We start from the raw sequence: 21,550 nt of genomic DNA, 5'->3' as shown, positions 1-21,550 counted from the left end.
TTCACCGCCGAATCCTCCCCTCTCGCTGGGCGAGCCGCCGCAACAAGCCGTTGCGGCCGCAGGTGGGGACCGAGCGCAGCTCGTGCCCTCGAAGACCCCAATGGGCGAGGAGCCGGTTGGCGGCGTGCCAACCGGTGGTCGCAGCCCGTTCCATCAGCGCCACGGGCAGGTCGACCCGGATGCCGTCGCCGGCGAGCACGAGCCCTTCGTGCGGAGTCCTCACGCCCGGCCGCCGGAGGAAATCGCCGACGCCCAACAGCGGGCAGTCCTCGCGCCACAGCACCGATTCCGCGACGACGCCGGCTCGCGCGGTCTCCGGGTAGAGCTCGTGGAGCCGACGCACCAGGTCGCTTCCCAGGCAGCGCGTTCGGCCGCAGTCCCCCGGGTGCTCCGCCACGGCGTAGGCGTGCAGCTCGACCACGGAACCACCGCGCCGGGCCGCCCAGCCACGCGCTTCGCCGTCGTAGCGGTCGAGCACGCTGATGTTGTCGAGCGGGCCGTACCCGCTCGTGGCCAGGAACGCCGGGCGGTGCGGCTCGACGGGCCGGTCCAGCCAGAGCCGTTGGACGAAGAACGACGGGGCAGATCGCAGCCCGCGCACCGACTCCGACCATCCGGGCACCTCGAGGTCCTGCGAGTCGTCCAGGAGCTGCCGCAGCGCCCGCGCGTCAGCGGCGATGACCACGCCGTCGGCTTCGAGAGGTGCGCCTCGGTCGCGGTGCACCCGGTAGGTGCCGTCGGCGGCGCGTTCGATCCGCGACGCCGCGGTGCCCAGGTCGAACTCGACGCCGAGCGCGGTCAGGTACGTGCGCAGCGGATCCCACAGACTCCGCTCGAAACCCGCGTCCGGAACGTCGAACAGCAGCCCTTCGCTGGAACCGAGGAAGAAGATGTGGAACATCGTGGCGAGCTCCGCCGCCGACATCTGCTCCGGGGCCGCGAAGAAGCTGCGGGAGAACACCTCCAACGCCAGGTGCCGGGCCGCTTCGGGGAAGCGGATGCGATCGAGGAACGTCGCGGCGTCGACGTGGTCAAGCCGGTCGTAGATCCCGGGGACCGACACGGCCGCCAGCCCCGCCGCTGCGCGGGGGTTCAGCCTGCCGAGGTCGGAGAGCCGGAAAGTGGGGCTGCGCAAGGCGAACAGCAGCGCGTTCCACGGTGGCGTGCGGGGCAGGCCCTGGAACGTGTCGACCCGGCCCTCGGCGTCGACCAGCGGGTAGTCGGGCAGAGCGACGAGGCGTTCCAGCCGCGGGTCGCTCCTGCGCAACAACTTCCGCAGGTTGTAGTACTGGCGGAAGAACGCGTGGAAACCGCGGCTCATCGCGACCTCGTCACCGTCGGGCAACCGCTCGGTCCACCCACCCACCCGACCGCCGAGGTAGGTGTTGCGCTCGACGAGCTCCACCTCCACACCCCGCTCGGCCAGGCCGGTCGCCGCGCACAACCCGGCGACCCCACCCCCGACGACCACGGCGCGGGGCCTGCGCCCGAGCGCACCCGCGTCCGCCACTCCCGGCGGTGCCCGGTGCCGCACCGCCCGCGGGTCCGCGCACCCCTGATCACGCATCGGCGGGGTTCCCGGAAGGTGCCCTGGCGAGGAAGGTGTGCACCACGTGCCGCTGCCACCCCGGCACCGTCCGGACCTCGACGTCGGTGAAACCGCAGTCCAGCAGTCGCCGCTGGAGGCGCTCGACTCCGTCGAACGCCCGGACGCTGCGCCACAGGTACCGGTACAGCGCGGAACTCCCGCTCGCCGCGGTTCCGGCGGGGATGATGACCGTCCAGCACACCAGGTTCCAGACCGCGCGCGCCCGCACCGAATCGCGCACCGAGAACTCGTGCACGACGAGCCTGCCGCCGGGGCGCAGCAGCCTCCGGAACGCGCGCAGCTGCCCGTCGGGGTCGTCCAGGTTGCGCACCAGGTAGGCGGCGAAGACGGCGTCGAAGGGACCGTCCTCGCCCGCGCCGGCCAGGTCTTCGACCCGGCAGTGCGCGAAGCGCACCGAAGGCGGCCACGTCTTCCGCCGAGCGCGGCGCAGCATCTGCTCGGACGCGTCGACCGCGACGACCTGCGCGAGCGGCGCCGCGTTCAGCACCGCTCCCGTGGAAGCCCCCGTGCCGCAACCGGCGTCGAGGATCTTCAGCCCATCACCGTTGCCGGGCAAACCCATGCGGCGCGCGGAGGCGCGGAGGTGGCGGTGGTAACCGGGGTCGGCTGCCACGAGGGCGTCGTAGGACGCGGCTGCGTCGTCGAATGCCGCCGGGACCGCGCGGGCGTGGAGCGCGACCTGCCTGCGCCTCATCGCGCGGCCCCCGTTCGACCACGTCGGTGGCGTTGCCGCTCCCACGCCAGGAGCACCGCGGTGACCAGGGAGAAGCCGAAGAGGAAGTCCTCGACCGGGATGTCCCACGGGAACCTGATGCCGCTGACGTGCGCGGGATCGTAGACGATGATCGGTGCGTCGAGCTTGGTCAGCCACCCGTCGACGGGGACCTGGAACGCCAGGACGATGACCACGGAGATCCAGTAGGCCGGCTTGGCGAACAACCCGGTGCGCAGGACGGCGCACTCCAGGAGGATCACGACGCCCACCGACAGCAGCGCCGGGACCGTGTACCCGAGCCCGGTCACCGGTGCACCTCCACGTCGCCGCGGGTTCGTCGACCGCGCCGCGTCAGCGCCTCGACGGACTGGTAGGTCAACAACGCGCACAGCGGGATCACGAGGAAGAAGACGAACTCCTCCAACACGATCCCGGCCAGCGAGACGCCGAGCGTGTAGCGCGGGTTGAAGCTCCACACCTCGGCCCAAACCGCCACCGCGTCCCACACCAGGAAGATCAACGCCACCGGGAGCACGGCGGCGGCGATCCTCCCCGGTTCGCGGAGCACACGTGCGCCGAGGCACTCCAGCGGGAGCACGAGGAGGAGGCATCCCGCCATCAGGAGCAGGTACTGCCACTGGTCCGCCTTCACGACCGAGCACCCCTCGCGGTGGCGGGCCGGAGCGCACCGCGCTCGCGCGCCCGGACAGCCCGGAACAACGCGGCACCGGCGATGCGCGCGCGATAGGCCTTGCCCACCACCGCACGGCGCGTGAACACCGCGAAGTCGTCGGCTTCGATGCGGTCGAGGATGCGCGAGTAGAGGGCGTGCGCGGTCTCCACGCACGGCCGCGACACCGGGTCCAACATCCTGATCCCGACCTCGGCGAACCGGTAGATCTCCCGGGTGAGCGCGTGTTGTTCGACGAGCGCCGCACGCACCCTGGGATCGGTGCGGCGGTGCCGGTGGCACCACTCGAGCAGGTCCCGGTCCACTCCGTGCGCGGCGAGCTCGTCGGCGGGCAGGTACACGCGTCCGCGTTCGAGGTCTTCGGCGACGTCGCGCAGGAAGTTCGTCAGCTGGAAGGCCCGGCCGAGCGCTGCCGCGTGCGGCGCGGCTTCCTCGAGCGGAACGACAGCGCCCAGCACCGGCAGCACCTGCAAGCCGATCACCTCAGCGGAACCGCGCAGGTAGGTGCCCAGCGCAGCGCGGTTCGGGTAGTCGCGAACAGAGAGGTCCATGCGCATGGACCTCAAGAAGTCCTCGAAGAGCTCGCTCGACAGCCCGTGCCGCACGGCGGTGTCGACCACGGCGGCCAGCAGCGGATCGGAACAGCTCCCGCTCCGGATTCCCGAGAGCAGTGCGGCGCCCAGCCCGCTGAGCCGTTCCGCGCACCGCTCCGGTCCCTCGTGCTCGCCCGGCTCGTCGACGATGTCGTCGGCCCAGCGGGCGAACCCGTAGAGGGCGTGCACCGACGGCCGTTGCGCAGGCGCCAAGAGCCGGGTGGCCAGGAAGTAGGTCCTCCCGTGGCGGGCGTGGAGGCCGCGGCAGAGCTCGTAGGAGCGGCGCAGGACGGGGTCGGCGATGCGCGCGACGTCCAGCTCAGCTCGTGGCACGGCACCTCCCTCGTCCGCGACCGGGCTGCCCGCCCGTCCGTGCACCCGCACCATTGCAGCGCCGGGCGCGCCTGATCGCCATTCAGCACCGCCGTGGCCGCTGGGTTCTCACCTGACCCGGCGTCTCGCGGTTTCGGGATCGCCGCCACCGGGAAGACGCCGCGTGTAGGTCTGCAGCGCGGCTCGGCCGCCGGGACACCGAACCAGGAAGCGGGGAACGACATGCTGACGACAGTGCGGAAGTGTGGAATCACCTCGGACCACCTCTTCATGGCCGGGATGGCTTCCATCGGCCTCTCACTGGTGAGCTGGCTGAGCTCCATCAAGGTGGAGAACGTCGCCCGAGCCGACCGCTGGGGCATCTTCGTCGGTGAGTGGGCCCCGACCTTCTTCGCGCTCGGCGCGGCAGTGCGCCTCGACGAGCAGCAGAACCCGAAGATCGATCGGTGATGTCGGCGAGCGCGGTGATCTTGGAAAGCCGATTCACCGCGCTCGACCGCACAAAGCCGATTCACCGCGCTCGACCGCACGAGGAGCACCGCCGGGGTCGTCCCCCCGCCCTGTTCCACCGGCCACCGACCTCGTCGTGCGCACCGGTTCGGGCTCACGCCGCATTCACCCCGCGCGAGACGGCGGGCGACCCGCTGCTGCGCCCGGAGGACCTCAGCAGCGAGCGCACCGAAGCCTGAACTCGCAGTCCGGTCAGGCGCCCGCGGGAACCGGTCGGTGGACGCGAGCCCCCGTCTTGGCCTGCACCTCGTCCGGGGTGACTCCAGGCGCCGCGGACACCAGGTGCAGGCCGTCCGGGGTCACGTCGAGCACGGCCAGGTCGGTGATGATGCGGTTGACCACACCGGCTCCGGTGAGCGGCAGGGTGCAGCGCTCGACGAGCTTCGGGGTGCCGTCCTTGGCCACGTGGTCGGTGATCACGACGATGCGACGAGCGCCCACGACCAGGTCCATCGCGCCGCCCATGCCCTTGACCAGGGACCCTGGGATCGTCCAGTTCGCCAGGTCGCCGGTGCTGCTGACCTGCAGCGCACCCAGCACAGCGATGTCGATGTGCCCGCCGCGCATCATGCCGAACGAGGCGGCCGAATCGAAGTAGCTGGCGCCCGGGTTGACCGTGACGGTCTGCTTGCCGGCGTTGATGAGGTCGGCGTCCTCCTCGCCCTCCCACGGGAACGGGCCCACGCCGAGGATGCCGTTCTCGCTCTGCAGCGTCACCTGCACGCCCTCGGGGACGTGGTTGGCGACCAGGGTCGGGATGCCGATCCCGAGGTTGACGTAGTCGCCGTCGCGCAGCTCGGCGGCGGCGATGGCGGCCATCTCGTCACGAGTCCAGCTCATCTGCTGCTCCTAGTTCGTCGAGGCGGTGGCTCGGGGGCGCACAGTGCGCTTCTCGATGTCCTTGACCCGCGGCTTGGCCCGCACCAGGCGGTCCACGTGGATGCCCGGCGTCACGATCCGCTCGGGGTCCAGGTGCTCATCGGCGAGGTGCTCGACCTCGACCACCGCGACCCGCCCGCACGTCGCGACGATCGGGTTGAAGTTGCGGGCGCTGGCCCGGTAGACGAGGTTGCCCGCCGGGTCGGCGGTGTGGGCGTGCACCAGCGCGACGTCGGCGACGATCGCCCGCTCCTGGACGTAGGTCCGCCCGTCGAACTCCGCCAGCGGTTTGCCCTCCGCGACCGGGGTGCCCACGCCCGCGCGGGTGTAGAACGCGGCGATGCCCGCGCCACCGGCTCGCAACCGCTCCGACAGCGTCCCCTGCGGCGCGAACTCCACTTCGAGCGTCCCGTCCAGGTACTGCTGGGCGAACCGCTTGTTCTCACCCACGTAGGACGCGATCACCCTGGACACCTGCTCGTTCTCCAGCAGCAGTCCGAGGCCCTTGCCGTCCACGCCCATGTTGTTCGACACCACCGTCAGATCCCTGACGCCGCTGTCGCGCACGACCTCGATCAGATCGTTCGGCACACCGCACAGGCCGAACCCACCGACGGCGAGCGTCGTGCCGTCGGTGAGCACACCGCGCAGCGCCTCCTCCGCGTCGGAACGCAGCTTCGACACCTCATCACCTCTCCCGCGTCCACATCTCACGTCCACTTGGCGGACGTCGAGGAGTAAAGGGGTCTGAAGGTGCTATTGCAACGTCCAGTGACTATTCGAGCGCAATCCGCTCGCTCCTCGACCGACAGGACCGGAACGCGTTCACTCAGCGGACGCTACGATGGCTGGTATGAGCGACGGCCCGAACGCCCACCTGGTCGGCAAGATCGGCGCCGTGCTCCGCGCGCTGTCCACGACGAACGCGGCGGGCACGACGACGACCGATCTCGCACGCGACGCCGGGCTCCCGCGGCCGACCGCGCACCGGCTGCTCAGCTCGCTGTCGGAAGAAGGGTTCGTCGACCGCGACCTGCACACCGGCAACTGGTTCCTCGGTCCCGAGCTCTACCTCCTCGGCCAGACCGCAGGCAGCCGGTACGACGTCACCCACCACGCGCGCGACAGCGTGCACCGGCTGGCCGCCAAGACCGGCGAGAGCGCGTTCTTCTCGGCGCTGCGCGGTCAGGAAACGGTGTGCCTGCTGCGCGAGGACGGCGATTTCCCGATCCGCTCGTTCGTGCTCTACGAAGGCGCCCGGTTCCCTCTCGGAGTCGTCTCCGCGGGCCTGGTCCTGCTCACATTCCAGGACGACGCCGACATCAACTCCTACCTAGGAAGCACCGACCTGACAGCCCGCTGGGGCCAGGACCACTCCCCCGAGGCGATCCGCACCCGCATCGACCGAACCCGCCGCCGCGGCTACGCGGTGAACCCCGGGCTGGTCGTCGAGGGCAGCTGGGGCATGGCCGCCGCCGTGTTCGACCACACCGGCAAGCCCGCCTGGGCCCTGACCCTCACCGGCGTCGAGTCGCGGTTCAAGCCGGCCCGGCAACCGGAGCTCGGAGCACTCCTGCTCCACGAAGCCCACGTCCTCACCCGATGCCTGACCAGCACCCGGCCAGGCCGGTGAGCACTCCTCCGTCCCGTCGTCCTCCGCGCTCAGACCATGTCGGCTTCGATGAGCGCGGTGATCTGCTGGTCGCTGCGACCGAGCGAAGGCGAGGACGTGCCGGGGTCGGCACCCTGCTCGCGCGCTGCGCCTGCCCGAGCTGGACCCACCCCGGTCCTCGCTGCACGGCCTGGTCGAGGTCACGGCCTGGTCGAGGTCATGGTCGCCGACGGTCACCTCGGAACGGGTGCTGCCGCCCTCTTCCCGAAGCGCTCCGAAGAGGGATGACCCGCACGGCAGGCCCCACGAGCTGGTCGGCCTCCCGGACGACGACACCGCGCCGTGAGCGGACACGACGCACCCGCAGTCACGTCACGCTGAAAACCCCGGCCCGGTCCGGGTTTCCGCGCGGCTCGTCCTCCCCACCGGGCTCGGCTGTGGGTCCAGCAGCGGTGTTGGAGGCGACGAAGCGCCGCCAGCGCTCCCACGTGCCCCGCAGGGCCTCGTCGGCGCTGTGCGCGTGCGGGGCGAGCGAGCGGGCGATGGATCCGGGCCCCGCGAGGGGCGTTCCCGGTGGGGAGACCCGCTCGCCAGGAGGGACGCCGAGCAGCGCGGCGGTGGCGAGCACCCGGCAGTCGCCGAGGATTCCCGGCGCCTTCCTCAGCTCCGGCGACCGCAGGTCGAGCTCCTCGACGAGGAGGTCCCGTCCGGCCAGGGCGCACCGCAGCTTCGAGCGCAGCCCGCCTCCCTCTTCACCGCTGCGCCCGAGCACCAGGGTTTCCGACAGGAGAGCGACCGCGCCATCGTCCAGCACGATGCCGGTGCGCCGGTCGACGTCGGCACCGCCCGCGACCACGAACGGAGCCGCGGACCAGACGAGCGAGCCACCGGTCTCGACGTGCACGTCGGCCGCCCAGCGCTGGTGACCACCCCGCGCGTCGTAGGCGACCATGCCCGACGGTTCGACGAGTTCGAGGTGCGCACCGCTGCCGACCGCGACCTCCACTCGCAGGTCGTCTCCGGCGAGCAGGGTGGCGCACACGCCGACGAGCGCGATGCGCACGCGCGGTCCGTCGATCCCGAGCAGGCGGGGGCGCAGGTAGGCGCCCGCCCGCAGGACCGTGGCCCGCGCGACGCCGTCGACGAGTTCGATGGACACCGTTGCCATCGCGCGGTCACCCGTGGTGGACGTGCGGGGCCATCGGGCCCGGGTCCACGGCGGTGTGCTCACCCCGTCGGTGCTCGGCCACCAGGTGGTGCACCCACTTGCACAGGTCACCGACGGCCGTCGGATCCGTGCGGGACAGGGCGAGCGTGGGCAGGCCGGAGCGCACCGATTCGGCGTCGGTGATCATCTGGGTGACGTCGACGTCGACGTGCTCGGCGAGGTCGGTCTTGTTGATCACGAGCAGATCGGCTCGCTCGATGCCCGGACCTCCCTTGCGCGCGACGTCACCGCCACCTGCCACGTCGATGCAGAAGATCTGGGCGTCGACCAGCGCTGGGCTGAAGGTCGCCGTGAGGTTGTCGCCGCCGCTCTCGACGAGGATCAGGTCCAGCGGCCTGAAGGCGCGTTCCAGGTCTTCCACGGCGATGAGGTTGGCGGTGACGTCGTCCCGGATCGCCGTGTGCGGGCACGCGCCGGTCTCCACGGCGCGGATCCGCTCCACGGGTAGGACGCCTGCGGCGCGCAGCATCCGGGCGTCCTCGTCGGTGTAGATGTCGTTGGTGACCACCGCGAGTTCCAGCTCGTCGGCGAGCTGCCGGCACAGCGTGGCGATCAGGGTGCTCTTGCCGGTGCCGACCGGCCCGGCGATCCCCAGCCGCAGTGGCCGGGACGCAGCGCTGGTGTCGCGGTGCTCGTGTTCAGGCAACGAAAATCCTCCTCGTGCTGTTCTCGTGCTGCAGGGCCCAGTGCTCTGCCAGCGGTGCCGTCACCGCGGGCATCTCGGCCGGGCAGGTGACCGCGACGGCGATCTCCGCGGATTCGCCGACCACGGCCGCCGACTCCCAGATCCAACGCGCGGTGTCGACGGGATCGACGGGCAGCAGCTTGAGCGCCGCCGCCGCGACCGTCTGGGCGTCCTCGTACAGGCACGCCCGCGCGACGTGCGACTCGTCCAGTCCCATGACGGCCGCGACGACGCCGAGGGCCACGGGGCGCTGCGGTCCCGGGCCGAGCGCGTCGAGAGCAGCCACGGTCGGGTGATCCGGCCACAACCGCTCAGCGAGCCGGACCAGTCCCCGTCCGAGCAGGGCGGAGGCCGCGCGCACCGGCTCGGTCGGCGTGCGCGCGAGCAGCGCGTCGTGGATCTCGTCGAGCCGGACGTGCTGCTCGCCGGCCGCCCGCAGGGTCAGGACGGCGGCCGAGGCGTCGACCAGTGCGACCGAGCGCAGTCGTGCGCGGATGTACTCGGGAACCTCCGCGCGGTCGAGACCGGCCGCCAGCGCTGGTTCCAGACCGGCCGAGTGCGCGTGCCCGCCGGTGGGAAGCCGAGCGTCTGCCAGGAGCATCGCTCCCAAGTCCGGATCCATCACCCACTCCTCAGAACAGCGAGTAGCGCTGGGCGAGCGGGACCGTCTCGACCGGGTTCGGGCGGACGCGCTCACCGTCGATGCTGATGTCGAAGGTCTCCGGGTCGACCTCGATCCGCGGCAGCGCGGTGTTGTTCGGCATGTCGTGCTTGGTGACACCGCGGGTCTCGCGCACCGCGGCGAGCCTTCGCCGCAGGCCGAGCTCGTCGGCCAGGCCGTCGTCGAGCGCCGCCTGCGCCACGAAGCTCACCGACAGGTGCGGCGCCGACGCCGGCCCCTGGGGCAGCGCCGGGCGCATCATGACCGGCTGCGGTGTCGGGATCGTGGCGCTGGGATCTCCCAGCGCGCCCCACACGGCGGCGCCACCCTTGATCACGGTGGAGGGGCGGATGCCGAAGAAGGCCGGGTCCCACAGCACGAGATCGGCCAACTTGCCCGGTTCGACCGAACCGACCTCGTGGTCGATGCCGTGCGCGACGGCAGGGCAGATCGTGTACTTGGCGACGTAGCGGCGGGCGCGCTCGTTGTCGGCGGGCAGCGACGAGCCCAGCGGCCCGCGCTGGTTCTTCATCACGTGCGCGACCTGCCACGTGCGGCACACCAGCTCACCGATGCGCCCCATCGCCTGCGCGTCGGACGAGGTGATCGACATCGCGCCGATGTCCTGCAGGATGTCCTCGGCCGCCATCGTCGTCGGGCGGATGCGCGACTCGGCGAACGCGAGGTCCTCGGGCACCTGCGGGTTGAGGTGGTGGCAGACCAGGAGCATGTCCAGGTGCTCGGTGGCGGTGTTGACCGTGTGCGGCAGGGTCGGGTTCGTCGAGGCCGGCAGCACGTTGGACTCGCCCGCGACGACGATGATGTCGGGCGCGTGCCCGCCACCGGCACCTTCGGAGTGGAACGCGTGGATGCCGCGGCCGTCGATCGCGTCGAGGGTGTGCTGCACGTAGCCGGTCTCGTTGAGGCTGTCGGCGTGCAGGGCGACCTGCAGGCCGTGCTCGTCGGCGGCGCGCAACGCCGCGTCGATGGCCGCCGGCGTGGCGCCCCAGTCCTCGTGCACCTTGTACCCGCCCGCACCGGCCAAGGCCTGCTCGGCGAGTCCCTCAGCGCTGACCGTGCTGCCCTTGCCGAAGAGGATGACGTTGAGCGGCAGGTGGTCGAGGGCCCGGTGCATCATGGCCAAGGACCAGGATCCCGGGGTGACGGTCGTGGCCTTCGACCCCTCGGTCGGTCCGGTACCGCCGCCCACCACGGTCGTGGTGCCGGTGGCCAGCGCTTCGGCCAGCTCGATCTCGGTGAGGAAGTGCACGTGGCTGTCGACCGCACCGGCGGTCATGATCTTGCGGTCCCCCGCGATGACGTCGGTGGCCGGACCGATCTCCAGGTCCGGGTGCACGCCGTCCATCACGTCCGGGTTCCCGGACTTGCCCACCGCGACGATGCGTCCGTCGCGGATGCCGACGTCACCGCGAACGACGCCCCAGTGATCGAGCACGATCACGTTGGTGATGACCAGGTCGAGAGCACCCTCCGCGCGCGTGGTCGTTCCCTGCGCGCCGGACTCGCGGATGCTCTTGCCGCCACCGAACACCGCCTCGTCGCCGCCGACGCAGAAGTCCTGCTCGATCTCGATCCACAGGTCGGTGTCGCCGAGCCGGACCTGATCGCCCGTGGTCGGCCCGTACAGCTTCGCGTACTCGCGACGACCGATCTGGCTCACTGCCCCTCCTCGGGGTGCTGCTGATCGCCACCGCGCTCGGTAGCCGATTCGTCGTTGACTGGTTCGTCGGTGACCCGCGCCCGTTCAGGAGCCGAGGCCGTGCCGGGCAGATCGGGTTCGGAATCCGGGGTTCCGCGCGGAACGGCCTTCCTGGGTTCCCGCGTGTAGCTCGGCAGCTCCCGATCGCGGACCTGCAGGCCGGGCACGTGCCCGGTCCCGCCCAGTGCCACCAGCTCCACGAGCTTGCTCACTCCGGGCTCGAAGCGCACCGAAGTCCCCGCCGGGGAGTCCAGGCGGTAGCCGTGGGCTGCGTCGCGGTCGAAGGTCAGCGCCGGGTTGGCGTCCGGGAAGTGCAGGTGCGCCCCGATCTGGATGGGCCGGTCACCGTCGTTGACCACCAGCAGCGTGCGCCGCTCGCGCCCGGCGTTGAGCTCGATGGGTGTCTCGCGCACGCGGACCTCTCCGGGGATCACGAGATCGGCTGCGTGATCGTGACGAGCTTGCGCCCGTCGGGGAAGGTCGCTTCCACCTGCACGTCCGAGAGCATCTCCGGGACGCCCTCCATCACTTCTCCTCGCGTGAGCACGCGCCTCCCCTCGTTCATGAGCGCGTCGACGGTGAAGCCCTCCCGGGCGCGCTCGATCGCCCAGCAGGACAGCAGAGCGACCGCTTCTGGATGGTTGAGCAGGACGCCGCGTTCCCGCCGATCGCGGGCGATCATCCCGGCGACGCTCAACAACAACTTCTCACCGTCAGACGGAGTGAGATTCATGAAACCACACCTCGTATCACTGCAGTTCGCGACCGACTGCAAGGCACGTGCGGATCACTCGCACAACGCCTATGAGAATCGCGAAACCGCGCGCAGAAAAGGCGAACATGCTGTTCATGACCCCACTTGCGCTGCGCTCGAACGGCTTCCACGCCGGACGGGCGTCTCGCGATGAATTCGGTCCGCTCAGGGTATTCCGACCACCCTCGCGGCACAACGCATTTTCAGGAACTTCATCGGGGACCAATTCCCGAAACCTGCGCGTCACATCCGCGCAATGCGAAGCTCCATCGAACTCTCGCACTCCGCCTCGTCGGCTCGGAGGATTTCCACCTCGACTGCGGGGAGCAACGACTCGTCGGAACACCCAGTTCGCGGCGCAGGCGCGTCTCGAACCCCGCCGCGCTCCTCGCGCTCACTCTGTCGACGCCGTGGTGCTGTGGAAGATCGCCACCGCGCGGGATCACCCACCAGCACCCGTCGACCGCGAGCAGGGGGACTGACGGGCTCAGCTCTCCGCGGGCGGATCGGGGCGAACGTCGGTGTCCGGGTCGTCGTCCGCCGGCGGTTCCGCCTCGAGCGCCTCGTCGGCTCGCTGACTGCCGCCGCTGCGGAGGTGCCCCTCCATCTCCTTCTCCAGCTCGTCGTCCTTCATCGGTCCGTGCTTGTCCGAGCCTCGCTGCATTGGTCCCACTCCTCATCGTCGAGAACCCGCAAGCCAGGCCCTACCCGGTCGGCGACGCGGGAAAACCGGGCCTCCGGGCCCGGCGTCACTCCGCGGCGAGCACCGCTACCGGGCAGTTCGCCTGGTTGAGCACGGCGTGACTGACCGATCCGAGGAAGGCACGGCGCACCGGTCCCCTCCCGTGGCTGCCCACCACCAGGAGGTTCGCTCCGTCGGCCTCGCCGAGGAGGAGGTGCGCGGGCTGGTCCGCACCGACGACGTGGCGGACTTGCACATCGGGGTACTGCTCACCCCACCCGGACGTCGATTCGGCGAGCACCTCGTTGGCCCTGTCCCGGAACTCGCTCCGGTCGGCGTCCCACTCGTCGACGATGTCGAACGGGTTGAACGCCGATTCGCCCCACGAGTGCACGGCCACCAGCGGGCGGTTGCGTCGAGCAGCCGATTCGAAGGCGAAGCCGATCGCCCGGGTGCTCACGGCGGAACCGTCGACCCCGACGACCACCGGGGCATCCGCTGCCGCGTTGGTCTCGCCGCGAACCACGACGATCGGGGCAGCGGCACGGCGGGCGATCACCTCCGCCGCGGTGACCCCCAGGCGATCCGTTCGGGCCCCCACCAGCGGGCCGCCCAGCACGACCAGCTCCGCTTCGCCGGCGAACTCGATCAGGATCTCCGCCGCGTCGCCGATCGGGATGCTCTTGCGCACCTCGACGTGGGGGTCGATCGCCCTGCACGAATCCTCCAAGGAGTCCAGCTCCCGGCGGACCGCCTCCGCCAGCTTCCCCATGACCTGGTCCTCGTCGGGGATGCGCATCGGGATGGAGTGCTGGAAGGGCCGCGCCAGGACGTGCACCAGCAGCAGCGGCGCACGTCTGCTGGACGCCTCCTTCGCGGCCCAGCGGACCGCTTCACGAGACGGTTCCGTGCCGTCGAAACCTGCGAGCACCGCTGAGCGAGCTTCCTCGGCCATGCGCATCTCCTCCGATCGAACCGCAGCGGGACTGCGGGCCCCGAATACCCGCTCGGCCTCGCGGTCAACCGAGCAGGGGCACCACGAACTTCGCCGCCTCGTGAGCGGGGTGTGTGGTCTCTACCGCTCGCGCCCGGAGCTGGGGTGGTCGATGCGCAGCGCGATGCGTTCGAGCGGCCCCGGCCGGGCGTCCGATGGCGCGAGCAGCAGCGCGTCGTGACGGCGTTCGGGCGCGACGCCGCGCCCGTTGGCGAGGCGGGCTCGGACGAGCTCGTGCATGCGCCTACCGCATCGCCGGTAGAACGCCAGCTGGGTGGCCCGGCCGAACAGCCGCCAACCCAGCCGGAGCACCGGATCGAGCGCAGGGGCGCTCTGGGAGAACCCGGTGATCACGAACTCGACCTCCCCCGAACCCATGTCCTTGACGACCTCGTAGGTCATCCGGCCGCGTTCGAGATGACCTACGAGCGTTTCGTAGCCCCAACCCCACACCCTGCTGCCACCCTCGCGCGTCTCGTCGACCACCACGGTGACCCGAACGCCCATGTCGAAGCGCAAACCGTAGAACCGCCCCTCCAGCAGCATGTTCCGGCCCAGCAACTCATCGCGGCTGTCGTAGACGGCGCGGACGCGGTCGGGGTCGGAGAACTCGTAGTCGCGCACCAGCGCGCTCGCGATGTCCCACGCACCGCCCGGTTCCGGAATCCCCGGCGCTTCGCTGGCGAGGAAGACCCGGTGGGTGTCGAAGTACCACTCGCCTGCGGACGAATGCGGCTCGTCCTCGGTGAAGTTCACACTCCTGGTCCGCAAGCCCTCCAGCGCGCGAGCGCGCTGCACGCTGCTCATGGGCCGAGGAACGCGCACCGTCATTCGAACTCGCGCAGCGAGTCACCGATCAACCACAACGTCGGAGGCCACAGCCCGGTGAACAGGGCGCGGCGTTCAGCGTTGCCGCGCTCCTGCTGGTCAACGGTCTTGGCCCGGACCCACAGGCCGAGGCACAACGCGATCCCGACCATCGAGGCCACGTGCAGCTGCGCGCTGCGCAGTCCGATCCGGTGTAGCAACCGCACGAACATCGATCCTCCCCAAAGCCTGGGTTTCGCTCGCCGCCCGGAGGGGCACACCTTCACCATGCCGGTCTGAGAGCGTCCACGCGAAAGGAACGACGTGGCAGCCGACCTCTCGCCCACGCGCATCGCGCCGATCGCGGTCCGTTCTGCGTTCGGGTTGGCACTGGTCTCCTGGCGCTACCTCTGGCTGACCACTCCGCTGCACCGGCAGGAGGAACCCGGCGACGAGTCGGACCTGCCCGTGGACGTGCCGGAGGATCAGCTCGACGGGCGCTGCCAGCAGCTGTGCGATGGAGCGGGGCCGCTGTTCCACCGGCACTTCAGCGTCGTCATCGAGGAACCCGACCTCGGCGCGCCGGAGCTGATGGCGATGGTGAGGCGCGACTTCAACCGCGCTCTGCCCAACGAAGTCGCGACGTTCGACCGCCCGCAGACGAAGCAGAACCCCTTGCAGCCCGGGGAGGACTGCGTCGTGCGCATGCCGGGCCCGTGGAACGGCCCGGTTCGCGTCATCGCTCGTGAGGACACCTCGTTCCGGTTCGCCACCTTGCGCGGACACCTCGAAGCGGGCCAGATCGAGTTCCGCGCCGCGCCAGCGGGAAACGCGATCGTCTTCGAGATCGAAACCTGGGCGCGACCCGGCAACCGGCTCGTCCACCTGTTGTACACCCGCCTCCGGCTGGCCAAGGAGATACAGCTGAACCTGTGGGTGCGCTTCTGCCTCCAGGTCGCCAAGATGGCCGGCGGGCGCCCGCGCAACGGCGTCCGCATCCACACCCGCGAACTCGTGCACCACTTCCCCGCCCCCGCGGACGCCTCGCCCTCCACGACGCCTGGCTGACGCTCCGGCCGTCGAACGCCCCGCGATCCGCAAGACGCAACAGCTGTCCGGTAACCGCAACCGTGGTTGCCTCGGAGGGATACCGCACTCCGCGTGCCCGGGGCGCTACGCGGCCCGACTCCTCCCACGACGTCGAACTGGTGTTCACCTCTTCCCGAGCCGATTCGCGCACCCCTGCGACTCCACTGGCCAGACGTGCCCGCCGCACCCGGCCAGACGATCCGAATTCAATTCCCCGGACGAACACCGAATGATCAGAAATTGTTTCGAGGGACGCACATCGACGACTGACCGATAGATGAGTCGGTCGTCTCAGAAGGATTCGGGGACTTGACGCCGCGGTTAGGATTGCGCATTCAAAGCGAACGTTCTGCCCTGCTCAGGGCGTTGCGATTCACCTCACTCGTAGCATTCGGAGGAGACGTGGCAAGGCGCGTTGGAAAGCTGCTCGTTCCAGTCACCGGCATGTCCGGCGTCACATATCCCGTTGGCACCACGGTGGTCACTCATGGCCGCGGATCCGCCGTCGACGCCTTCGTGAGCGGCGACTGGCTTCCGCTCGCGTGGTGGGAGTTCGCCGACCTCGCCGACCACCAACTGGACTCCTCCCACCCCTGATGTGCCGAACGACCGAGGCTAGCCCGGTTCCCCGCGGCTCTTCCGGTGCAGCACCCAGATGAAGTCGATCAACGCGGCGATGGCGAGGACGACCAGGACCCAGGCGAACCACGCCAGCGGTGGGACTAGCACGAAGAGCCCGACCGCCGCCGCGGTGCAGAAGACGAGGCCGAACCCGGCCAGCCACAGCCGCAGCGTCAAGGCGCTCCGCGCGGCGGGCGCCCCCAGGTAGCGCACCCCGGGATCGTGGTAGCCGGGCAGCCCCCGCTCGTAGTCACGCTGGTCACGTTTCCGCTCCATGCGCGAGGACTACCCAGCACGCCTCCCGCTGTACACCGGCCCGCGCGCTAGGACTCGCAGCGCTGCGGCCGCATCCGCTGCCGTAGCCGCCGGGGTGTGGGTGGGGACGGGCCACTGCCGCTTCCGCGGAGCGCCTCCCCTGCTGGTGGTCGTGGAGGTCTCGGCGCACTGGAGGACCGCAGGCACGCGGTCCTGCGGGAGTTCGCCGAGCTCACCAGCGCCGTGTGGCTGCGCTCCGACGACCAAGCCGATCCGACCGAGGAGGGACCCGCGACCGACCTCGTCGAGACCTGCTCCACCCTTCGAAGGCGCCGGCAGCAGCTCGACGCCTGACGCGCGCGGACCGTCCGACACCTCCGCGGATCACCGCAACGCCGCAGGTCATGCGCGGTGCGTCGTGTGAGAGCATGACGTCACCATGGAGGAACTGCTGCTCGACAACCCGGTCATCGCCAGCGTCAAGGACGATGCCGGGCTGGATGCAGCGCTCCGGTCGGAGTGCCCGGTCGTGTTCCTGCTCCACGGCTCGGTGCTCACCGTGCCCTCGCTGGTGGAACGGCTCAAGAACGCCGGCAAGACGGTCCTGGTCAACGTCGATCTCGTCGAGGGCTTCGTCGCCAAGGAGATCGTCGTCCAATTCGTGCGCGAGAAGACCGTTGCCGACGGGATCCTCAGCTCCAAGGCCGCGCTGGTCAAAGCCGCTCGCGCACGAGGACTGCTGGGTGTGCACCGGTTCTTCCTGGTCGACTCGTTCTCCTACCACAACCTCGGCAGGCAGATCGCGATCTCCAAGCCCGACTACGTCGAGATCCTGCCCGGCTGCGTGCCCCGGGTGATCACCTGGCTGCGGGCGGACGTCGACGTGCCGATCATCGCCGGCGGCCTGGTGTGCGACAAGGACGACGTGGTCGCCGCACTCGGAGCGGGAGCGACGGCCATCGCCTCCTCGAACACCGACGTCTGGGCGATGTGAGTCAGCCGAAGATCCGGGCGGATCGGCGGAACACCTCGTCGGTGTGCCGGGTGATGTCCCGGTAGACCTCGCGCTGGCGCGCGTAGAGCTCGTGGTTCGCCTCGTCAGGCCGGAACTCCGCACCGATCGAGACCATCGCGGCGACGGCCTCGTCCACGCCGGTGAACCGGCCGAGACCGACCCCAGCGCAGATCGCGGCGCCCAACCCCGCTTCATCGTTGACCGCCGTGCGGACCGCGGGAACACCGAAGACGTCGGCGATGATGCCCATCATCACGTCTGCCCCCGCTCCGCCACCGGAGACGATCACCCGCTCGAAACCGGTGCCCAGCTCGCCCGCCATCGCGCCCGCCCGGTCGTACATCGTCAGCGCGATCGCCTCCAGCACCGACCGGTAGAGGTGGAACCTCCCCTGCCGACCGTCGAAGCCGAGGAACGCGCCCTTGCGGTGCGGCGCGTCGGTCGGCGCCAGCCAGTCCAGCACCGTCATCAGGCCCTCGCAGCCCGCGGGCACCTGCGCGGCACCCGCGTTGAGGTGCTCCTCGGGGCTCAGGCCGGCTCGCTGCGCGCCCTTGACGACTTCTTCGCCGAGCAGGTCCCGCAGCCAGCTCACGGTCCACATGCCACGCCGGATCCCGTCGCTCTCGTGGAGGTACTCGTGCGGGACGCTGCCGAAGTTGCTCCAGAACCCCTTGGCGTCGTTGATGTTCCGCTCGCCGACGATCATGCTCGCGATGTAGGTGCCCAGCGAGATCAGCAGGTCTGCCGAGTTGCGCAACCCGCACCCCAGCGCCTCGACGGCCTTGTCGTTGGCGGTGGCCACGACCGGCAGTCCGACCGGCAGCCCCGTGTGCTCGGCGGCCGCAGCGGTGACCCTGCCCAGCGTCTCCCCCGGCATGACCAGGTCGAAGAGCATCTCCGGCGGGATGCCCACCGATTCCTGCACCTCCGGGTCCTCCGACCACTGCCAGGTGTCGGTGTCGATCGGCCACATGCCCTGGTAGTTCGCCGCGGTGTCCCGGAACTCCCCGGTCAGCCTGTGGGTGATGTAGCCCGAGGAGGTCGTGACGCGGGCGACCGACTCGTCGGTGTGGACGTAGGGGCGGGAGACCCGCTCGTCCATCCAGCTCAGCACCGGCTGCGCGAGTGTTCCGTCGGCTCGCAGCAGCGCGCGGCAGAAGCGGATGGTGCACAACCCGACACCTGCGATCTCGGCAGGATCGCCCCGGAAACCGCCCATCGCCTCGCGGCACGCGGCACCCACCGAGGACCACAGGTCGTCGTCGGGGTGCTCGACCACCCCGGGACTCGGGGTGTCGTTGGGGCGCAGGGCCTGCCGACCCTGGCTGACGGGGTTGCCGCGCTCGTCGAAGATCGTCACCTTCGTGCTCTGCGACCCGTTGTCGATGCCGATCAGGTAACCCGTCATCGCCTCTCCAAGCTCGCTCTGCTCATGGGTTGCTCTGCTTGGCGGCGCCAGTGCCGGAACCTGGGCGGCTCCGTCGCATCCACAACCAACTCCTGGGGGGAAGGGCGTGCCGCGCCGTTGCGGCCGCCCTGGCTGCTCAGTCCGCGGGGAAGATCGTCCCGCGGTTCATGATCCCGCGGGGGTCGAAGGCCTCCTTGAGCCGGACCAGCACCTGGTACGCGCTGCCGTGCTCCCGCTCGGTCCACTGCGCGCGGTACTTGCCGATGCCGTGGTGGTGCACCATCGATCCGCCGTGCCGCAGGGCCTCCTCGACGATGATGGCGTTGAGCGGCTTGTGGTACTTCTCGATCTCCTCGCGGGGTTCGCAGTTGATCACGTAGTCGTAGACGAAGTACATGTTCGTGCCGGTCTGGTAGCTGTGCGAGGAGTGCCCGCCCAGCATCGTCAGGTCCGCGGCGTGCGGGTACTCGGTGCGGATCCGGTGCATCACCGCGTCGTAGATCGGGCCGACGCTGGACCAGTCGGCCGAGACCTCGGTGGTGTAGCCCAGGCGCCGCTCGGCGAGCATGGTGTCCTGCTCGGCCTTGATCTTGTCGGGTCCCCAGTTGAGGTTGTCGAACCAGGCTTGGACGAGCGCCGGGTCGACGGCGGTGTGCGGGTGCTGGGATGTTGCTCGCTCGATCTCGGCGCTGGTGGCCTCGACGATCCCCTTCGGTCCTGTGGAGACGAACGCCAGCACGCACTTGTCGTCGGCGAAGTGCGAGAAGTGCTGCGCGGCGTCCTCTTCGGAGTACACCCGCGCCACCGACGGCCGGAAGCCCTCGGTGATCACCTCGCGCAGGATCGACACACCGGTGTGCACGTCGTCGATCAGGTAACCGTGGAAGCGGTTGTTCTCCGGCTGGTGCTTGAACACCTTGACGGTGACCTCGGTGACGAAGCACAGGGCGCCCTCGTTGCCGATCACGACGTGCCGGATGTCCGGCCCGGCCGCGCGGCGCGGGACGTTCTTGATCCGGCTGGTGGTGCCGTCCGGGAACACCGCCTCCAGACCGACCACCATGTCCTCGATGCCGCCGTAGAGGGTCGAGAACTGGCCGATCGAACGGGTCGCCACCAGCCCGCCCATCTGCGCCAGCGGCTTGGACTGCGGCGAGTGCCCGGTGGTCAGGCCCTTTTCGCGCAGCGCGTCCTCCAGCACCTGCAGCGGGACCCCGCACTGGGCGGTGGCCTGCATGTTCTCCTCGTCGATGCGCACGATGGAGGCCATCTCGGAGCCGTCGAGCACGATCGTGCCCTCGACGGTGGTCTCCAGCCCGCCTTCGGTCCCCGTGCGGCCGGTGCGCGGCACCACGTTGATCCGGTGTTCGTCGGCGAAGGCCAGCACTTCGGCGACCTGCCGGGTGTCGGCGGCGCGCACGACCGCGCAGGGCAGCGGACCGTCGAAGATGCCGTGGACCGCGGTGTACTTCTTGAAGCGGTCCACGCTGGCCTCGCGCAGCACCTGCTCGTCGGTCACCACCCGTTCGTCGCCCACGATCTCGCGCAACCGCGCGACGATCTCGTCCTTCTCGAATGCCAGTGGTGCGGTCAAGGTTTCCTCCGTGTGGGTTGCGGGGTGGGTCAGCGGGTGAGGTAGCCGCCGTCGACGGTGAGCACGTGCCCGTTGACGTAGTCGGAAGCGCGGGAGGCCAGGAACACGGTGGCGCCCATCAGGTCTGCGACCTCGCCCCAGCGCCCGGCCGGGATGTGGTCCAGGACGCGCTGGTTGGCTTCCACGTCGGCCCGGGTGCGCTCGGTGATCGCGGTCGCGAAGTAGCCGGGGGCGAGGGCGTTGACCTGGATGTTGTGCTGGGCGAGCTCGTCGCAGTAGGCCTTGGTGAAGCCGACGATGCCGTGCTTGGTCGCGGCGTAGGCCGGGGACCACTGGCCACCGAGGAACGAGAACAAGGACGCGATGTTGATGATCTTGCCGGAGCGCTGCTCGGTCATGAACCGGGCCGCCTCGCGGCCCAGCTCGAACGGCGCGGTGAGGTTGATGTCGAGCATCGGGTCCCACTGCTCGCGGCCGAAATCCTCCACCGGCGCCATCCGGCAGATCCCGGCGGAGTTGACCAGCACGTCCACCGAGCCGAGCCGGGAGGCGCAGTCCTCGATCACCCGGCGAGGCGCCCCGTTCGCGGTGATGTCGATGTCCAGGAACTCCATCCGCCGACCCTCGGCCTCGACGAGCTCGCGCGTGGTGCCATCGTCGTCGAGCACGCTGGGGACGAACACGTCAGCGCCTGCCTTGGCCAGGGCCAGCGTGAACGCCTGCCCCAAACCGGTGTTGCCACCCGTGATGACGGCGTTCTTGCCCGCGAGGGAGAACGCGTCGAGCGAGAAGTCGCGGATGTCCATGGATCGCCCTCCTTGAGCGTTGGGAGTGTTCACGCGGCGGGTGTGAGAGGGTCGGTGGCCTCGGGCGCCCGTCGCGACCGCAGGGTGACCGTGGTGAGCAACGCGCCGAACACCCCGCGGCGCCGCTCGGGGATGCCGACCTCGGCGACACCCGCCCAGTAGATCCCGCCGCGCCCACGAACATCCAGCGCAGGAATCCCGCCGTCATCGACAGGATCAGGTAGCTCGCCCAGTCCCGGGCATTTCTCATCGGGGCCACCTCGTCGTGGTGAGTGCGGGTGCTCGAGAT

At 70.2% G+C, this 21,550-nt stretch carries 26 protein-coding genes and 1 pseudogene; 6 read left to right on the top strand and 21 right to left on the bottom strand.

The window, feature by feature from the left end; genetic code table 11:
* Nucleotide 1: 1 nt before the first annotated feature.
* From E1161_RS00180 to E1161_RS00160, 5 genes are read right to left on the bottom strand one after another with little or no spacing between them, the layout of a single operon-like run.
* On the bottom strand, nt 2–1,567 hold the full coding sequence (locus tag E1161_RS00180; protein ID WP_132618243.1) for an FAD-dependent oxidoreductase: 1,566 nt from the start codon (nt 1,565–1,567) through the stop codon (nt 2–4).
* Nucleotides 1,560–2,303: a class I SAM-dependent methyltransferase gene (locus E1161_RS00175; protein ID WP_132618241.1), complete on the bottom strand. Its 744-nt coding sequence runs from the start codon at nt 2,301–2,303 to the stop codon at nt 1,560–1,562. The genes E1161_RS00180 and E1161_RS00175 overlap by 8 nt, the downstream gene beginning before the upstream one ends.
* Nucleotides 2,300–2,632, bottom strand: a complete 333-nt coding sequence (locus tag E1161_RS00170) for a lycopene cyclase domain-containing protein (RefSeq protein WP_132618239.1) — start codon at nt 2,630–2,632, stop codon at nt 2,300–2,302. The genes E1161_RS00175 and E1161_RS00170 overlap by 4 nt, the downstream gene beginning before the upstream one ends.
* A complete protein-coding gene (locus E1161_RS00165; protein ID WP_268951352.1) occupies nt 2,629–2,976 on the bottom strand; it encodes a lycopene cyclase domain-containing protein in 348 nt (115 codons plus the stop codon). The genes E1161_RS00170 and E1161_RS00165 overlap by 4 nt, the downstream gene beginning before the upstream one ends.
* On the bottom strand, nt 2,973–3,941 hold the full coding sequence (locus E1161_RS00160) for a phytoene/squalene synthase family protein (protein ID WP_132618237.1): 969 nt from the start codon (nt 3,939–3,941) through the stop codon (nt 2,973–2,975). The genes E1161_RS00165 and E1161_RS00160 overlap by 4 nt, the downstream gene beginning before the upstream one ends.
* Nucleotides 3,942–4,175: 234 nt before the next feature.
* On the opposite strand from E1161_RS00160, the gene E1161_RS00155 reads away from it, so the two are divergent.
* Complete coding sequence (locus E1161_RS00155) at nt 4,176–4,391, top strand: hypothetical protein (protein WP_235874669.1); 216 nt, start codon at nt 4,176–4,178, stop codon at nt 4,389–4,391.
* Between the two features lie 252 nt (nt 4,392–4,643).
* Here E1161_RS00155 and E1161_RS00150 read toward each other — a convergent pair whose 3' ends face one another.
* Nucleotides 4,644–5,291 (bottom strand): CoA transferase subunit B, encoded by a 648-nt coding sequence (locus tag E1161_RS00150; protein WP_132618233.1) that lies wholly within the window; start codon nt 5,289–5,291, stop codon nt 4,644–4,646.
* A 9-nt stretch (nt 5,292–5,300) separates the two neighbouring features.
* Nucleotides 5,301–6,014 (bottom strand): CoA transferase subunit A, encoded by a 714-nt coding sequence (locus E1161_RS00145; RefSeq protein ID WP_132618231.1) that lies wholly within the window; start codon nt 6,012–6,014, stop codon nt 5,301–5,303.
* Between the two features lie 169 nt (nt 6,015–6,183).
* Here E1161_RS00145 and E1161_RS00140 point away from each other — a divergent pair, with 169 nt between their 5' ends.
* Entirely contained in the window at nt 6,184–6,963 is a 780-nt protein-coding gene (locus E1161_RS00140; RefSeq protein ID WP_132618229.1) for an IclR family transcriptional regulator, read from the top strand.
* A gap of 346 nt (nt 6,964–7,309) precedes the next feature.
* On the opposite strand, the gene E1161_RS00135 is transcribed toward E1161_RS00140, so the two are convergent.
* The 10 genes and pseudogenes from E1161_RS00135 to E1161_RS00095 all read right to left on the bottom strand — a co-directional run bounded on the left by E1161_RS00135 (nt 7,310) and on the right by E1161_RS00095 (nt 14,706).
* Nucleotides 7,310–8,110, bottom strand: coding sequence for an urease accessory protein UreD (locus tag E1161_RS00135; RefSeq protein WP_132618227.1), 801 nt, complete (start codon nt 8,108–8,110; stop codon nt 7,310–7,312).
* Between the two features lie 7 nt (nt 8,111–8,117).
* Entirely contained in the window at nt 8,118–8,816 is a 699-nt protein-coding gene (gene ureG, locus E1161_RS00130) for an urease accessory protein UreG (protein ID WP_132618225.1), read from the bottom strand.
* Complete coding sequence (locus E1161_RS00125; RefSeq protein ID WP_132618223.1) at nt 8,809–9,477, bottom strand: urease accessory protein UreF; 669 nt, start codon at nt 9,475–9,477, stop codon at nt 8,809–8,811. The genes ureG and E1161_RS00125 overlap by 8 nt, the downstream gene beginning before the upstream one ends.
* Nucleotides 9,478–9,487: 10 nt before the next feature.
* On the bottom strand, nt 9,488–11,197 hold the full coding sequence (locus tag E1161_RS00120) for an urease subunit alpha (RefSeq protein WP_132618221.1): 1,710 nt from the start codon (nt 11,195–11,197) through the stop codon (nt 9,488–9,490).
* Nucleotides 11,198–11,388: 191 nt separating this feature from the next.
* Nucleotides 11,389–11,670, bottom strand: a pseudogene (locus E1161_RS27800) (urease subunit beta); the annotation flags it as partial.
* Nucleotides 11,667–11,969: an urease subunit gamma gene (locus E1161_RS00110; RefSeq protein WP_132618217.1), complete on the bottom strand. Its 303-nt coding sequence runs from the start codon at nt 11,967–11,969 to the stop codon at nt 11,667–11,669. The pseudogene E1161_RS27800 and the gene E1161_RS00110, both read right to left, overlap by 4 nt.
* Nucleotides 11,970–12,477: 508 nt before the next feature.
* Nucleotides 12,478–12,654, bottom strand: a complete 177-nt coding sequence (locus E1161_RS26945) for a hypothetical protein (protein ID WP_165939639.1) — start codon at nt 12,652–12,654, stop codon at nt 12,478–12,480.
* A gap of 85 nt (nt 12,655–12,739) precedes the next feature.
* Nucleotides 12,740–13,627, bottom strand: coding sequence for a universal stress protein (locus E1161_RS00105; RefSeq protein WP_132618215.1), 888 nt, complete (start codon nt 13,625–13,627; stop codon nt 12,740–12,742).
* A gap of 120 nt (nt 13,628–13,747) precedes the next feature.
* The gene (locus E1161_RS00100) at nt 13,748–14,473 is read right to left on the bottom strand and encodes a DUF1990 family protein (RefSeq protein ID WP_132618213.1); all 726 of its coding nucleotides are present in this window, start codon (nt 14,471–14,473) and stop codon (nt 13,748–13,750) included.
* A 20-nt stretch (nt 14,474–14,493) separates the two neighbouring features.
* The gene (locus E1161_RS00095) at nt 14,494–14,706 is read right to left on the bottom strand and encodes a hypothetical protein (protein ID WP_132618211.1); all 213 of its coding nucleotides are present in this window, start codon (nt 14,704–14,706) and stop codon (nt 14,494–14,496) included.
* 91 nt (nt 14,707–14,797) lie between these two features.
* Here E1161_RS00095 and E1161_RS00090 point away from each other — a divergent pair, with 91 nt between their 5' ends.
* Together E1161_RS00090 and E1161_RS26940 are read left to right on the top strand one after the other, a co-directional pair.
* Nucleotides 14,798–15,541: a DUF1990 family protein gene (locus E1161_RS00090; protein WP_132618210.1), complete on the top strand. Its 744-nt coding sequence runs from the start codon at nt 14,798–14,800 to the stop codon at nt 15,539–15,541.
* A 465-nt stretch (nt 15,542–16,006) separates the two neighbouring features.
* Nucleotides 16,007–16,159, top strand: coding sequence for a hypothetical protein (locus E1161_RS26940; RefSeq protein ID WP_165939638.1), 153 nt, complete (start codon nt 16,007–16,009; stop codon nt 16,157–16,159).
* 18 nt (nt 16,160–16,177) lie between these two features.
* On the opposite strand, the gene E1161_RS00085 is transcribed toward E1161_RS26940, so the two are convergent.
* Nucleotides 16,178–16,459, bottom strand: coding sequence for a DUF6343 family protein (locus tag E1161_RS00085; protein WP_132618208.1), 282 nt, complete (start codon nt 16,457–16,459; stop codon nt 16,178–16,180).
* Between the two features lie 96 nt (nt 16,460–16,555).
* Between E1161_RS00085 and E1161_RS00080 the strand changes: the two genes are divergently transcribed.
* A complete protein-coding gene (locus tag E1161_RS00080; RefSeq protein ID WP_132618206.1) occupies nt 16,556–16,792 on the top strand; it encodes a hypothetical protein in 237 nt (78 codons plus the stop codon).
* Nucleotides 16,793–16,877: 85 nt separating this feature from the next.
* On the top strand, nt 16,878–17,432 hold the full coding sequence (locus E1161_RS00075) for a glycerol-3-phosphate responsive antiterminator (RefSeq protein WP_132618204.1): 555 nt from the start codon (nt 16,878–16,880) through the stop codon (nt 17,430–17,432).
* A 1-nt stretch (nt 17,433) separates the two neighbouring features.
* Here the strand turns inward: E1161_RS00075 and E1161_RS00070 are convergent, their stop codons facing one another.
* The 3 genes from E1161_RS00070 to E1161_RS00060 form a co-directional block, all read right to left on the bottom strand.
* Nucleotides 17,434–18,861, bottom strand: coding sequence for an FGGY-family carbohydrate kinase (locus E1161_RS00070; RefSeq protein WP_132618202.1), 1,428 nt, complete (start codon nt 18,859–18,861; stop codon nt 17,434–17,436).
* A gap of 136 nt (nt 18,862–18,997) precedes the next feature.
* Nucleotides 18,998–20,455 carry an FAD-binding oxidoreductase gene (locus E1161_RS00065; RefSeq protein ID WP_235874668.1) on the bottom strand — a complete coding sequence of 486 codons (1,458 nt, stop codon included), beginning with the start codon at nt 20,453–20,455 and terminating at the stop codon, nt 18,998–19,000.
* Between the two features lie 29 nt (nt 20,456–20,484).
* Nucleotides 20,485–21,261 (bottom strand): SDR family oxidoreductase, encoded by a 777-nt coding sequence (locus E1161_RS00060; protein ID WP_132618200.1) that lies wholly within the window; start codon nt 21,259–21,261, stop codon nt 20,485–20,487.
* Between the last annotated feature and the right edge of the window lie 289 nt (nt 21,262–21,550).

The organism is Saccharopolyspora aridisoli, assembly GCF_004348445.1.
Lineage (GTDB): Bacteria > Actinomycetota > Actinomycetes > Mycobacteriales > Pseudonocardiaceae > Saccharopolyspora > Saccharopolyspora aridisoli.
The sequence above is the reverse complement of the archived record's forward strand: the minus strand, read 5'-3'. Positions and strand labels throughout refer to the sequence as shown.

Excerpts from the sequence above, each read along its gene's own strand:
- E1161_RS00180 (WP_132618243.1), bottom strand. The coding sequence starts at position 1,567 with ATGCGTGATCAGGGGTGCGCGGACCCGCGGGCGGTGCGGCACCGGGCA.
- E1161_RS00105 (WP_132618215.1), bottom strand. The coding sequence starts at position 13,627 with ATGGCCGAGGAAGCTCGCTCAGCGGTGCTCGCAGGTTTCGACGGCACG.
- E1161_RS00110 (WP_132618217.1), bottom strand. The coding sequence starts at position 11,969 with ATGAATCTCACTCCGTCTGACGGTGAGAAGTTGTTGTTGAGCGTCGCC.
- E1161_RS00150 (WP_132618233.1), bottom strand. The coding sequence starts at position 5,291 with ATGAGCTGGACTCGTGACGAGATGGCCGCCATCGCCGCCGCCGAGCTG.
- E1161_RS26940 (WP_165939638.1), top strand. The coding sequence starts at position 16,007 with ATGTCCGGCGTCACATATCCCGTTGGCACCACGGTGGTCACTCATGGC.
- E1161_RS00095 (WP_132618211.1), bottom strand. The coding sequence starts at position 14,706 with ATGTTCGTGCGGTTGCTACACCGGATCGGACTGCGCAGCGCGCAGCTG.
- E1161_RS00070 (WP_132618202.1), bottom strand. The coding sequence starts at position 18,861 with ATGACGGGTTACCTGATCGGCATCGACAACGGGTCGCAGAGCACGAAG.
- E1161_RS00140 (WP_132618229.1), top strand. The coding sequence starts at position 6,184 with ATGAGCGACGGCCCGAACGCCCACCTGGTCGGCAAGATCGGCGCCGTG.
- E1161_RS00175 (WP_132618241.1), bottom strand. The coding sequence starts at position 2,303 with ATGAGGCGCAGGCAGGTCGCGCTCCACGCCCGCGCGGTCCCGGCGGCA.
- E1161_RS00060 (WP_132618200.1), bottom strand. The coding sequence starts at position 21,261 with ATGGACATCCGCGACTTCTCGCTCGACGCGTTCTCCCTCGCGGGCAAG.
- E1161_RS26945 (WP_165939639.1), bottom strand. The coding sequence starts at position 12,654 with ATGCAGCGAGGCTCGGACAAGCACGGACCGATGAAGGACGACGAGCTG.
- E1161_RS00085 (WP_132618208.1), bottom strand. The coding sequence starts at position 16,459 with ATGGAGCGGAAACGTGACCAGCGTGACTACGAGCGGGGGCTGCCCGGC.
- E1161_RS00135 (WP_132618227.1), bottom strand. The coding sequence starts at position 8,110 with ATGGCAACGGTGTCCATCGAACTCGTCGACGGCGTCGCGCGGGCCACG.
- E1161_RS00075 (WP_132618204.1), top strand. The coding sequence starts at position 16,878 with ATGGAGGAACTGCTGCTCGACAACCCGGTCATCGCCAGCGTCAAGGAC.
- E1161_RS00100 (WP_132618213.1), bottom strand. The coding sequence starts at position 14,473 with ATGAGCAGCGTGCAGCGCGCTCGCGCGCTGGAGGGCTTGCGGACCAGG.
- E1161_RS00125 (WP_132618223.1), bottom strand. The coding sequence starts at position 9,477 with ATGGATCCGGACTTGGGAGCGATGCTCCTGGCAGACGCTCGGCTTCCC.